The 12,879-nt window shown below is 67.4% G+C and carries 11 protein-coding genes; 2 read left to right on the top strand and 9 right to left on the bottom strand.

The annotated features are described in order from the left end of the window. Positions 1 to 129 precede the first annotated feature (129 nt). The 8 genes from LQK81_RS07035 to panC form a co-directional block, all read right to left on the bottom strand. Complete coding sequence (locus LQK81_RS07035) at positions 130 to 1,467, bottom strand: LLM class flavin-dependent oxidoreductase (RefSeq protein ID WP_230804803.1); 1,338 nt, start codon at positions 1,465 to 1,467, stop codon at positions 130 to 132. Between the two features lie 11 nt (positions 1,468 to 1,478). Further along, positions 1,479 to 2,207, bottom strand: coding sequence for an ABC transporter ATP-binding protein (locus tag LQK81_RS07030; RefSeq protein WP_230804795.1), 729 nt, complete (start codon positions 2,205 to 2,207; stop codon positions 1,479 to 1,481). Beyond that, positions 2,204 to 3,067 (bottom strand): ABC transporter permease, encoded by an 864-nt coding sequence (locus LQK81_RS07025; protein WP_230804793.1) that lies wholly within the window; start codon positions 3,065 to 3,067, stop codon positions 2,204 to 2,206. The genes LQK81_RS07030 and LQK81_RS07025 overlap by 4 nt, the downstream gene beginning before the upstream one ends. 29 nt (positions 3,068 to 3,096) lie before the next feature. After that, positions 3,097 to 4,086 carry an ABC transporter substrate-binding protein gene (locus tag LQK81_RS07020; protein WP_230804791.1) on the bottom strand — a complete coding sequence of 330 codons (990 nt, stop codon included), beginning with the start codon at positions 4,084 to 4,086 and terminating at the stop codon, positions 3,097 to 3,099. Between the two features lie 238 nt (positions 4,087 to 4,324). Beyond that, positions 4,325 to 4,639, bottom strand: coding sequence for an AzlD family protein (locus tag LQK81_RS07015; RefSeq protein ID WP_230804789.1), 315 nt, complete (start codon positions 4,637 to 4,639; stop codon positions 4,325 to 4,327). A gap of 1 nt (position 4,640) precedes the next feature. Further along, positions 4,641 to 5,354: an AzlC family ABC transporter permease gene (locus LQK81_RS07010; protein ID WP_230804787.1), complete on the bottom strand. Its 714-nt coding sequence runs from the start codon at positions 5,352 to 5,354 to the stop codon at positions 4,641 to 4,643. Between the two features lie 133 nt (positions 5,355 to 5,487). Further along, on the bottom strand, positions 5,488 to 6,315 hold the full coding sequence (gene panB, locus LQK81_RS07005) for a 3-methyl-2-oxobutanoate hydroxymethyltransferase (protein WP_230804785.1): 828 nt from the start codon (positions 6,313 to 6,315) through the stop codon (positions 5,488 to 5,490). A gap of 2 nt (positions 6,316 to 6,317) precedes the next feature. Beyond that, complete coding sequence (gene panC / locus LQK81_RS07000; RefSeq protein ID WP_230804783.1) at positions 6,318 to 7,193, bottom strand: pantoate--beta-alanine ligase; 876 nt, start codon at positions 7,191 to 7,193, stop codon at positions 6,318 to 6,320. 500 nt (positions 7,194 to 7,693) lie between these two features. On the opposite strand from panC, the gene LQK81_RS06995 reads away from it, so the two are divergent. Both LQK81_RS06995 and LQK81_RS06990 read left to right on the top strand, forming a co-directional pair. Further along, positions 7,694 to 9,700: a DEAD/DEAH box helicase gene (locus tag LQK81_RS06995; protein ID WP_230804781.1), complete on the top strand. Its 2,007-nt coding sequence runs from the start codon at positions 7,694 to 7,696 to the stop codon at positions 9,698 to 9,700. Between the two features lie 254 nt (positions 9,701 to 9,954). After that, positions 9,955 to 10,674 carry a PAS domain-containing protein gene (locus LQK81_RS06990; RefSeq protein ID WP_230804778.1) on the top strand — a complete coding sequence of 240 codons (720 nt, stop codon included), beginning with the start codon at positions 9,955 to 9,957 and terminating at the stop codon, positions 10,672 to 10,674. A gap of 37 nt (positions 10,675 to 10,711) precedes the next feature. On the opposite strand, the gene ligA is transcribed toward LQK81_RS06990, so the two are convergent. Further along, positions 10,712 to 12,868 carry an NAD-dependent DNA ligase LigA gene (gene ligA / locus LQK81_RS06985; RefSeq protein ID WP_230804776.1) on the bottom strand — a complete coding sequence of 719 codons (2,157 nt, stop codon included), beginning with the start codon at positions 12,866 to 12,868 and terminating at the stop codon, positions 10,712 to 10,714. Between the last annotated feature and the right edge of the window lie 11 nt (positions 12,869 to 12,879).

Here is a 12,879-nt window from a genome sequence, read left to right as displayed (position 1 = left end):
AGACTGGGGGAATGGAGGCACGACGTCTCCGTCCTCTCTCCCCGCTTGCGGGGAGAGAGGGTCAGGGTGAGGGGCATTCCTTCGGCCGGTGCGCGAGACGGCGAACGGCCATCCCCCGCCCCTGCCCGCTCAGGCCGAATGCGCCAGCGGCACGTCCTCGCGGACGGGTCCCAGGCCGAAATGCTCCCGCAGCGTCGTACCTTCGTAGTCCTCGCGAAACAGGCCGCGCTTGCGCAGGATCGGCACAACCTCGGCGGCAAACAGCTCGAACTGGCTGTAGAGGATCGGCGGCATCACGTTGAAGCCGTCGGCAGCCCCAGAGACCAGCCAGTCCTCGATGATGTCGGCCACCGCTTCCGGCGTCCCCGTCGCGGTAAAGTGCCCGCGTGCGCCGGCCAGCCGCCGCAGCAACTGGCGAAGCGTCAGTCCCTCGTTGAGCGAAGTCTCGACATAGCCGATGGCGCGGCTCTTCGACGCCTCCACCCGCTCCGGATCCGGGAAGTCGCCGCGCTGCAGCGGGCGGTCGAGCGGCACGCCGCTGAAATCGTGGCCGCCGAAGCGGGCCGACAGCCGCGACAGTCCGATCTCGGTGCTGGTCAGCGCATCGAGCTCCTCCCACACCTGCTCCGCCTCGCGCGTCGTCGAACCGATCGCAGCGCTGAGGCCGGGCAGGATGACGATATCCTCCGGCCGACGCCCGAAGGCCGCCGCCCTGCCTTTCACGTCGGCATAGAAGGTCCGCGCCGAATCTTTGGTCAGGTGCGCGGTGAAGATCGCCTCGGCCCAGCGCGCTGCGAAGGCGCGGCCCGTGTCGGACTGCCCCGCCTGCACGTAGACCGGCCGCCCCTGTGGTCCGGCCGGCACGTTGAGCGGGCCGCGGGTGCGGTAGTGCCGCCCCTCGTAGTCGACGGGTTGGACCAGCGACGGATCGAGGTAGCGCCCGCCGTCGCGATCGTCGAGCACCGCATGCGCCGGATAGCTGCGCCAGAGCGCGTCCACCGCCTCCACGAACTCCTCGGCGATCCGGTAGCGCTCGCCATGCTCGACATCCGCCGCAAGACCGTAGTTCAGGCCGGCCTGCGGCGCCCAGGAGGTGACGATGTTCCAGCCGACCCGACCGCCCGAGATATTGTCGAGCGAGGCAAACTGCCGCGCCAGCGTATAGGGCTGGCTGTAGGTGGTGGAGGCGGTGCCGATCAGCCCAATCTTCTCGGTACGCATCGCGAGCGCCGAGAGCAGCGTCAACGGCTCCAGTGCCCCCGTCGCCACCAGCCCGCCATTGTTGGGCGCGACCAGCGCATCGGCGAGGAATACCGCATCGAATTTCGCCGCCTCGGCGATCTGCGCGGCCTTCGCATAGAGATCGACATCGGTCAGGGCCTTTCGGGCCGAGGCCGGATGCCGCCACGCCGCCTCGTGATGGCCGCGCGGCATGAGGAACAGGTTCAGGTGCAGCTTGCGGGTCATGGTCCTGCCTTTCAGACGGTTTCGGCTTCAACGCCGAGGCTCGACAGCAGCGTCTGTCGGAGCCCGGCGAAATCGGGATGGTCGACGCGCCGCGGCTGCGGCATGCGGACGGGATGGTCCTCGGCGATCCGCCCGTCCTTCAGGACGAGGATGCGATCGGACAGAAGGAGTGCTTCCTCCACGTCGTGGGTGACGAGGATGACGGTCGGCCGCTGCCGTTCGACGAGGCGCAGGAGCAGCGCCTGCATGCGCAGCCGCGTCAGCGCGTCGAGCGCGCCGAAGGGTTCGTCGGCAAGCAGCACGTCCGGTTCGCGCAGCAGCGAGCGTGCGAGCGAGGCCCGCTGCTTCTGGCCGCCCGAGAGCGTCGACGGCCAGACGTCCGCCTTGTCGCCAAGGCCCACGGCCTCCAGCATTTCCAGCGCCGCCGCCCGCCCGTCCGGGCGTCGCAGGCCGAGCGTGACGTTGCCGATCACGCTCATCCACGGCAGCAGGCGCGAATCCTGGAACAGCACCGAGGAACTGCCGGCGACCTGGAAATGGCCGGCCGTCTCGGCATCGTCGTCGAGACCGGCGAGCGCGCGAAGCAGCGTCGTCTTGCCGGAGCCGCTCTCGCCGAGCAACGCCACGAACTGGCCGCGCGGGATCTCCAGCGACACCCGGTCGAGCACAGTCTTGCCCCTGAAGCTGCGCGACAGGTCGCGCAGGACGACCGAGGGGGTGATGGGACGGTGGAAGGTCATGAGCCGAGCGACCTCCGGTAGGACAGCACCCTTGCTTCGACGGCGCGAACGACCGCGTCAGACACGAGCCCGAGCACCGCATAGATGATGATGCCGACGACGATGATGTCGGTCTGGCCCCAGTCGCGCGCCCGGTTCATCAGGTATCCGATGCCCGTCTGGGTGTTGATCAGTTCGAGCACCACCAGCGCCGTCCAGCAGAGCGCCACGGCAAGCCGCAGCGACACGAAGAAGCCGGGAAGCGCGCCGGGCAGCGCCACGTGGCGGATGAACTCGCCGCGCGTGAGCCCCAGCGTCCGCGCCAGCTCGATATGGCCGATGTCGATGCCGCGCAGCGCCGCATGGGTATTGATGTAGACCGGCACGAGCACGGCGGTGAAGATCAGGAACACCTTCATCGCCTCGCCGATGCCGAGCCAGATGATCACGAGCGGGATCAGCGCCAGGGTCGGCACCGCCCGCTTGATCTGCACCAGCCCGTCGATCAGCGCCTCGCCGGTCCGCGTCAGCCCCGAGAGCAGCGCCAGCACCACACCGGCGAGCACGCCGAGGAAGAGCCCGGAATAGGCACGGCCGGCCGAGGCCAGAAGATGCGGCAGCAGGCTGCCGTCGGAAAACATCTGGTAGCCGGTGACGAGTGCGGTCGATGGCGCCGTCAGCGTCGCCGGCGACAGCAGCCCGAGCCGCGAGGCGGCCTCCCATGCCAGAACGACCAGCGCCGGCCCCAGCAGGCGAAGCCCCGGCGGCAGACGCTCCGGCGGCAGCCGGACCGCGCGAGCCCCACCGCGAGGCGCGGCAGGCGATCGCTCGCCTGCCCGTCCCGCCACGTAGAAGTTGCCCCCCGAAGTCACGTCGGTCATGTCGTCTCCTGTCGTTTGCAGCAGCGCGCTCAGGCGCGGGCGCCGGCAATCACGTCGTCGAAGGTGTCGACGAAGGAGCCTGCGGCATCGAAGCGCTCCTTCAGCGAACCGGACTGGTAGAGGATGTCGATCAGCTTCTGGTGATGCGGGATCGCCTCCACCGACGTCTGGAACACCAGCGGCGACTGGCCGGCGAGGATCGCCGCCGTGTCGTCCGGGGCGATGCGCTGGAAATCCGTGTAGTAGTGCTTCGCCCAGGCATCCTCGTTGTCATTGCTCCAGCGACCGGCGCGGACGAAGGCGCCGATGAACTGGCGGACCGCTGCCGCCTTGTCCGGATCGGCGAGCACCGCCGGGCGGGCGTAGAAGTAGCTCGTGCTCGGCAGCAGTTTTCGCTCCTCCGGGTCGAGCACCGGGCTGGCGCCGACCTGGTTGACCAGCCGCGTCACGTGCGGCTCCTGCAGCACTGCCACGTCGATGGCGCCCGAACGGATCGCATCCGGCAGGTCTGCGATCCGCAGCTTGACCAGTTGCACGTCGTCGAGTTTCAGCCCGGCGCGGTTGAGCGCCTCGATCAGGAACACCTGTCGTCCCGAGCCCTCGATGTAGCTGACGCTCTTGCCCTTCAGTTCCGAGAGCTTGTTGATCACCAGGCCCGGCCGGCTGGTCAGCCGGTACTGCGCCACTTCGCGGGTGAAGGTGGCGACGATCGGCAGGAGCGTGCCGGCGGCGCGTGCCTGGATCGGCGGCGTGTCGCCGACATAGGCGATGTCGAGCGCCTCCGCCCGGATCGCCTCGTAGATCGCCGGCCCGCCGGCAAAGTTCGGCAGCTCGAACTGGAACTCCAGCTTGCTTCCCTCTCCGCTCGCCTCGAGCAGATTGCGCACGAGTTCGCTCTGGTCGGCAACGACCAGCTTCGTCGTTGCGGCGGGACCGTCTTGCGCCGCCGCGCCGCGTCCGAACGCCGCCGAAAGCCCCACGGCGGCGGTGGTTGCGAGAAATGCTCGTCTGTCCAGCATGATATGCCCTCTCCTGTCGGTTTGTGGGAGAGAGGCTATGCCAGGAAAACGATGGCATCAATATCGATAGATTTTATGGATTTAATTTAATAATATATTCCAGCCCGGGGCGCCGGTGCGATGCCTTCGTTCTGCAAACGGGCTGTTCCGTGATCGGTGGTTCTCATGTCAAGAGCGCAGCATCCGCCCGCCGGATACCGGCACGGGCGGAAATTCGCTCTCTTCCGGAAGGTCTTCTTCAGACGCCGAGGGCGTAGCGCATCAGCATCACCGCGCACCAGCCGATCGCCAGCATCGGCAGCACGGAGAACCTGAGGCTTGCGATCAGGGCCGCTGCCATCGCCACCTGCACGTCGGGGCCGCCGGTGAAGAAGGCGGGCGCCACGAGCGTCGTCAGCACCGCCGCCGGCACGGCGTTCAGCGCCGCCTCCAGCCGCGGCGGGATCGTCTTCATCCGCATCACCAGCCAGTATCCGCCGATGCGCGTCAGGAAGGTCGCGACGGCACCCGCAAGGATGATCGCGATCATGTCGGCATGAAAGAACGCGCCCATTTCAGCCCTCCCTCGCCGCGTCGCGCGACGCCGGGCCGCGCTTGACCGGCAGCACGGCGGCGAGCGCCATGCCGGCAAGCGCGCCGATGCTGACATGCCAGGGAGAGCCGACGGTGTGATAGGCGATCACCGAGACCGCGCCGCTCACCGCGACCACGGAGAGGAAGTTCGGCCGCTTGCGGAAGCCGAGCACCAGCGCCATGAAATAGATCGGCAGCAGCACGTCGATGCCGATCACCTTCGGATCGCCGATGAGCTGGCCGAAGACGCCGCCGAGCGCGGTCATCACCTGCCAGGGAATATAGATGACCAGCGCAAAGCCGATATACCAGGCGAAGCTGACCTTGCGGCCCGATTCACCGCGCCGCAGCGTTTCGGCGAATTGCGGATCGGTAAGGACAAAGAAGGCGAAGAACTTTTCCGCCGGCGAGAAATGCCTGACGAACGGCGTCATCGCCGCCGAATAGAGGATGTGGCGGAAGTTCACCGCGAAGATCGACAGCACGATGACCCAGGGCGCGATGTTCTGACCGAACAGCTCGATGCCGACCAGCTGGCTGGCGCCGGCGAAGATCGTCATGCTCATCAGCACGGCCTCCGCGATCGTCTGGCCGTTGGCAACCGCGATCGCGCCGAACAGTGCGCCGAACGGCGCCGCCGACAGGAACACCGGCGTGCCGTTGCGCACGCCCTCGAAAAAATCAGCCTTGTTCACCTGGCGCGCACCTCTGCCCTCACGTGGAACCGCTGTAGTCCCCCGCACCCCTCAGCGCAATTGAATATGGCTGAAGTATCGATCGATTTCGTTGAACCGTTGATCCGGCCGCAGCCGGGTCGTCCTTCCGGGATCAGGACTTGGCCTTCACCTGGAACGTGTGTTCCTGGGCGGGGAAGGTCCGCGCCCTCACCTCCTCGGCATAGGCCGCAAAGGCTTCGCTGATCTGCGGCGCGAGGTCGGCGAAGCGCTTGACGAAGCGCGGCTTGAAGTCGGTGAAGATGCCGAGCGCATCGTCCACGACCAGCACCTGGCCGTCGCAGGCCGGCGACGCGCCGATGCCGATCGTCGGCGCCTTGACCGACTCCGTGATCTCGCGGGCGAGCGGTTCGACCGTGCCCTCGATGACGATCGCGAACGCGCCCGCATCGTCGATCGCCTTGGCGTCGCGGCGGATCTTGTCGGCTTCCTTGTCGCTGCGCCCGAGCGAGCGGTAGCCGCCGGTGGTGTTGATCAGTTGTGGCATCAGCCCGACATGGCCGAGCACCGGAATGCCCCGCCGGGTGAGGAAATCGACGGTCTCGGCCATCTCCGCGCCGCCCTCGAGCTTGACCGCGCTGCAGCCGGTCTCCTTCAGCACGCGCGCGGCGCTGTGGAACGCCTGCTCCTTCGATTCCTGATAGGAGCCGAACGGCAGGTCGACCACGACGCAGGCCTTGTCCGATCCGCGCATCACCGCCTGGCCGTGCGCGATCATCATCTCCAGCGTCACGCCGACGGTGGAATCGAGCCCGTAGACCACCATGCCGAGCGAATCCCCGACCAGCATGAAGTCCACATGCGGATCGAGCAGCTTGGCGATCGGCGTCGTATAGGCCGTCAGGCTGACGATCGGCCGCTGGCCCTTCAGGGCCCGGATTTCCGCGGGCGCAAGGCGCCGTTTCGCTGCATGCACGCTCATTGTCAGGCTACCTTCGCTGAATTCTGCACGTTCTGGCCGATAATCCGGTTGTCGAGCAGCTTCGTGCTCCCGATCCGGACGAAAAGCAACAAAAGAACCGGTCCGGGACCGATTTCTGCGACCTCGGTGAGCATTTCGGGGTGCCGCAGCGCCACGATTTCCGCATTCGCCAGCGGTTCGGCGGCGATGAAGGCGCGAACGCCGTCCTCGACGGCGCGCGGGCTGGTCTCGCCGGCGCCGATGAGCCGCTCGGCCTCCGCCAGCGCCTTCGGCACGATCACCGCCGCCGCCCTCTGCTCGGCATTCAGGTAGACGTTGCGCGACGAGCATGCGAGCCCGTCCGCCTCGCGGACAGTCGCCACCCCGACCACCTCGACCGGCTGCGCCAGGTCCTCGACCATGCGGCGGATGATCGTCAGCTGCTGGAAGTCCTTCTCGCCGAAATAGGCGCGGTCCGGGCCGACGATGTTGAAGAGCTTGGTAACGACCGTACAGACCCCGGAGAAATGGCCGGGCCGCACGGAGCCCTCGAGTTCGGCGCCGAGCGTGGGCACATCGACGACCGTCGCCATCGGGCGAGGATACATATCCGAAACACCGGGCGCGAACACGAAGTCGACGCCCCCCTCTTCGAGCATCTTTTCGTCGCGCGGCAGGTCGCGCGGATAGCGTGTCAGGTCCTCGCCGGCGCCGAATTGCAGCGGATTGACGAAGATCGAGGCGACGACGACGTCGTTCTCGGCGCGTGCGCGCCGCACGAGCTCCATGTGGCCGACGTGAAGGTAACCCATCGTCGGCACGAGGCCGACGGACTTGCCGCTGGCGCGAAACGGCGCCAGCGCCGCACGCAAGCCTTCGATCGTGGTGACGGTCTGCATCGAGGCGGATCCTCCAGCCTGGCTGACCACGGAAGATGAGCGATCCGCCAGGGCCAGCACGAATTTCACTGCCGCGCACCGGCCCCGCCGCACATCGCTGCCGGCCCGACCCGTCTGCGCCACACCTCCTCCCAAAGGTGCCGCCGCCGGTAGCCTCTCGGCTCTTTCGCGGCAGCGGCGCTTTCTAGCTTGTGCAGCGCAAAAACACAATCTCCCGCCGCGCCGAACTCCGACTGGCCTCCTGTCCGCACACGGCCTCGCGGCAGCCAATGCGGCAGCCGATATTCTATCTGTACTTTTGCGCCGCTTCCCGCTACGAACGCGCCAATCGCAGACGGCCGGAGAGCCGGAGCAATGCGCCCGCACGTCCGGGCCGGACCTGACGCATGCGCCCCCGAAGACGTGCAGCGGTTTCGGGACCGCTCCATGCACAGGAAGAGACACGGAAGGCACGTGAGCCGTTACCAGGCAGCGCGCCTCACAATATCGAAAGACCAGACATGACCGATTACGAACGCCTCGTTCCGGCGATGGCAAGCGCGTTGGCGAAACGCGGCTACACGACGCTGACCCCTGTGCAGAAGGCAGTGGCCGATCCCGACCTCGAAGGCGCGGACCTGCTCGTTTCCGCCCAGACCGGCTCGGGCAAGACGGTGGCCTTCGGGCTCGCCTTTGCGCCGACCCTGCTCGACGGCGAGGAGCGCTTCGGCCGGGCGTCCGTGCCGCTGGCGCTGGCGATCGCGCCGACGCGCGAGCTCGCCCTGCAGGTGAAGCGCGAGCTCGAATGGCTCTATGGCGAGACGGGCGCCGTGATCGCCTCCTGCGTCGGCGGCATGGACATCCGCACCGAACGCCGTGCGCTCGAACGCGGCGCCCAGATCGTCGTTGGAACCCCCGGCCGCCTGCGCGACCATATCGACCGCGGCGCGCTGGATCTTTCCCGGCTGAAGGCGGTGGTGCTCGACGAGGCCGACGAGATGCTCGACCTCGGCTTCCGCGAAGACCTGGAATTCATTCTCGAGGCCGCGCCGGACGAACGCCGCACGCTGATGTTCTCGGCGACCGTTCCCCGCGCCATCGAGGAACTCGCGCGCAACTACCAGCGCGACGCCGTGCGCGTGACGACGGCGGCCGAGAAGGGCCAGCACGGCGACATCGCCTATCGCGCGCTGGCGGTCACCCCACATGACCGCGAGAATGCCATCATCAACGTGCTGCGCTTCTACGAGGCCCCGACGGCGATCGTCTTCTGCTCGACCCGTGCCGCCGTCAACCACCTGACCGCGCGCCTGAACAATCGTGGCTTCTCCGTCGTAGCACTCTCCGGCGAGCTGTCGCAGAACGAGCGGACCCACGCCCTGCAGGCGATGCGCGACGGCCGCGCCCGGGTGTGCATCGCAACCGACGTCGCCGCCCGCGGCATCGACCTGCCCAATCTCGAACTCGTCGTCCATGCCGACCTTCCGACCAATCCGGAGACGCTGCTGCACAGGAGCGGCCGCACCGGGCGGGCGGGACGGAAGGGCGTGAGCGCGCTGATCGTTCCGGTGCCGGCGATCCGCCGCGCCGAGCGCCTGCTGGCGACAGCCAAGATCACGGCCGAATGGGCGAACCCGCCGTCCGCTGACGAGATCCTTCGCCGCGACGACGAGCGGCTTCTGGCCGATCCGGTGCTGGCCGAGCCGGTGGCCGACGACGAGGCGGAATTCACCGACACCCTTCTTTCGACCCTCGACGCCCGCCAGATCGCCGCAGCCTTCGTGCGTCTCTACCGCAAGGGCCGGTCTGCGCCGGAGGATCTGCGGGAAGTCGATCTTACGCAACGCCGCCCCGCCCGCGAACGCCGGTCGGGCGAAGCCGGAGAACCGGCGCCCCGCCCGCCGCGCGACGCCTTCGGCCCCGGCCGCTGGATCTCGATCTCCGTTGGCCGCAAGCAGAACGCCGAGCCGCGCTGGCTGATCCCGATGCTCTGCCGGGCCGGCGGCATCACCCGCAACGAGATCGGCGCAATCCGCATGCAGCAGGACGAAACCTATGTCGAGCTCGCCGAAGCCTCCGCAGAGGCCTTCCTCGAAAGGATCGGCCCGAAGCAGATCATCGAGAAGGGCATTCGCCTGACGAAGCTCGACGGTGCACCGGACATGACACGCGGCAAGCCGGCAGGCGACCGCCCCGGCCGCGGCCCGCGGAAGGATCGGGATTTCGCAGGCGAGCGCGAGAACGGCCCGCGCGAGCGGGCCTCCGACAGGCCTGCCCGCGCCGATTTCGCCGGCAAACCCGCCCGCAAGGGCTGGGAGAAGGCCGCCCAGGCCGAAGGCCGCAGCCGGTCCCCCCAGGACCGGGACGAGCGTCCCGGCAAGCCCGCCGGCTTCAAGGGCAAGACGGCGGACTTCAAGGGCAAGGCCAAGTCCTTCAAGGACGGCGCCTTCGCCGACAAGCCACCCCGCCAGGACCATCCGGCCAAGGCTGCATCGCCCAAGCGGAAGGCGCGCAAGTCCAACGGCTGACGCCCGGAAGGCGGCATGTGCCTGCCGCCTTCCCGCCTCTCTCATCGCGTCCCTGATGGCGTCCCGACCACGTCTCGCAATCGAGGATTGGGCTGTCGCTTCGCCGATTCGCGCAACGAATGGGCGTATTTTGCCGTTTTCCCCCTTCACCACCTGCCGGAAGAATCATATTGTCGCTGCAGCGCCACAGGATTTTCGAATCAGGACGGGGGCGGCGCGACGTGGCGGGCTGAATGGCAGAAACGAAACCAAATATGGGCCGGAACAGTCTCCTGTCCCTCTCCATGGACAGGCTGACCGAGGAGTTCTGGGAACGCTACCGTCGCCTGCACGACGCCATCGACGCAGAAGACATGCCGCTCGTCCACCGTATGGACCGGGAACTGACGAACGCGCTGACGGCGCTGGTCGACCACCAGACGCAGGACGCGGCCGAGCAGCAGGCGCAGTTCACCGCCCTGCTGCGGCTTTTGCGCGAGGAGGCAGAAGACGCCTCGAGCGTCCGCAACAATGCCGACCTGATCGAACTGCTCCTCCGGCGATACATCACCGTCCGCACCCGGCCGGCCGATCAGAACGGCCTGCCCGCCCTGTCCGCGCCGGTCCGCAACGGGGTACTGGACATCGGCCAGCTCGATACGCTGGCCGAGCGCGTCTCGGTCGTGACCACCGACTATCGCTATCTCTACGCCAATGCCACCGATGCGGCACGGCTGAAGCGCAAGCCGCACGAACTGGTCGGGCGGCACGTGCGCGACATCGTCGGCGCCGATCACTTCAACAACGTTATCAAGGGCAATCTCGACCGCTGTTTTGCGGGCGAGACCGTCGAATACACCAATGCCCGCGAGCGGGACGGCAACCTCGTCGTGATCCGCCGGCGGCTGACGCCCTGTTATTCGGAAGGCGCCACGATGATCGGCGCGCTGGTGGTCATCCACGAAGGCCCCGACCGCCGCCGCCGGGACCACTGAGACCTGGCGTAGCCCACGCCGCTGGCCCCCCATCCGCTCAGGCCTTGGCGCGCTCCAGCCACTGGTCCTCGTCGATCACCTCGACGCCGAATTCCCGTGCCTTGTCGAGCTTGGAGCCCGCGCCCGGGCCGGCCACGACGAGATCCGTCTTTTTCGACACCGAGCCCGATACCTTGGCGCCAAGCCGCTCGGCCATCGCCTTGGCCTCGTCACGCGTCATCTTCTCCAGCGTTCCGGTGAAGACCACTGTCTTGCCGGCAACCGGGCTGTCGCTGGCAACGGGCGCCTCGGCAGCTTCCGGCGTGACCTCTTCGATAAGTCGCCCGATCACGTCGAGGTTGCGCGGCTCCTTGTAGAACTCCACGATGGCGCGGGCGACCACCTCGCCGATGCCGTCGATGCTGTTGAGCTCCGCCCACGCCTCGCCCGAAAACGTGGCCGCCCCCTTCATCCCCGCCTCGAAGGCCGCATAGGTGCCGTAGGCACGCGCGAGCAGCTTGGCCGTCGTCTCGCCGACATGGCGGATGCCGAGCGCGTAGATGAAGCGGTTGAGCGCGATCGTCCGCCGCTCGTCGATCGCGTCGAACAGCTTCTTCACGCTCACCTTGCCGAAGCCGTCGATGTTCTCCAGCTTGGTCAGCGAAGTCTCCTGCCGCCGCTTCAGCGTGAAGATCTCGGGCGCGGTGCGGATCGACAATGCCGGATCCTCCGCCTCGAAGAAGAAATCGATCTGCTTGGAGCCGAGCCCCTCGATGTCGTAGGCGTTGCGTGAGACGAAGTGCTTCAGGTGCTCCACCGCCTGCGCCCGGCAGACGAAGCCGCCGGTGCAGCGGCGCACCGCATCCACCTTGCCGGACTTCTCGTTGATGTCGCGCACCGCATGGCTGCCGCAGACCGGGCAGGTCTTCGGAAACTCGTAGGGCACGGCATCCGCCGGCCGCTTCTCCATCACCACGTCGAGCACCTGCGGGATGACGTCCCCTGCCCGCTGCACGATCACCGTGTCGCCGATGCGGATGTCGTGGCCGTCGTCGCGGATGCGCTCGCCGGAATTGCCGAGGCCCTTGATGTAGTCTTCGTTATGCAGCGTCGCATTCGTCACGACGACGCCGCCGACGGTGACCGGGGTGAGCCGCGCCACCGGCGTCAGCGCGCCGGTGCGCCCCACTTGGATATCGATCTTCTCGACCTTCGTGAACGCCTGCTCGGCCGGGAACTTGTGCGCCGTCGCCCAGCGCGGGCTGCGCGAGCGGAAGCCGAGACGCGCCTGCAGGTCCAGCCGGTCGACCTTGTAGACGACACCGTCGATCTCGTAGTCGAGATCCGGGCGCTTCAGGCCGATCTCGGCATAGTGGGCGATGATGTCTTCCACCGAGGTCAGCCGCTTCATCAGCGGATTGACCGGAAAGCCCCAATCCCTGAACGTCTCGACCATGCCCATCTGCGTATCGGCCGGCATGGCGGACATCTCGCCCCAGGCATAGGCGAAGAACTTCAGGTTGCGGCTTGCCGTCACCTTCGCATCGAGCTGGCGCAGCGATCCTGCCGCCGTGTTGCGCGGATTGACGTAGGTCTGCTTGCCTTCCGCCGCCATCTTCTCGTTGAGCGCCAGAAACTCGGCCTTGCTCATATAGACCTCGCCGCGGACCTCCACCACATCCGGCACGCCGGCCGGCAGGCGGTCGGGGATCTCCCTGATGGTCCTGACGTTCTCGGTGACGTTTTCGCCGGTCGTGCCGTCGCCGCGGGTCGCCGCATTGACGAGGCGCCCCTGCTCGTAGCGGATCGACATCGAAAGCCCATCGATCTTCGGTTCGGCGGTAAACGCGATCGATCCGTCCGGCAGAAGCCCGAGGAAGCGGTAGACGGAAGCGACGAAGTCGCGCACGTCCCCGTCGGAAAACGTGTTGTCGAGCGACAGCATCGGCCGCGAATGGGTGATCGGCGCAAAGGTCGCAAGCGGCGCGGCGCCAACCTTGATCGAAGGGCTGTCGGCGCGCACGAGTTGCGGGAACCGCGCCTCGATCGCATCGTTGCGCCGCTTCAGCGCGTCATAGTCGGCGTCCGAGATCTCCGGCCGGTCCTGGCCATGGTAGAGCACGTCGTTCCTGGAGATCTCGGCTGCAAGAAAGGCCAGCTCGGCCGCCGCCTGTTCTTCTGTCAGGTTCTCGACGGGGATTTTCTCGACGGACATCGCGCTGCTCC

The sequence above is a fragment of the Rhizobium sp. GN54 genome, assembly GCF_021026345.1.
Lineage (GTDB): Bacteria > Pseudomonadota > Alphaproteobacteria > Rhizobiales > Rhizobiaceae > Mycoplana.
Note: the sequence above shows the minus strand (reverse complement) of the source record. Positions and strands in the feature narration are given on the sequence as shown.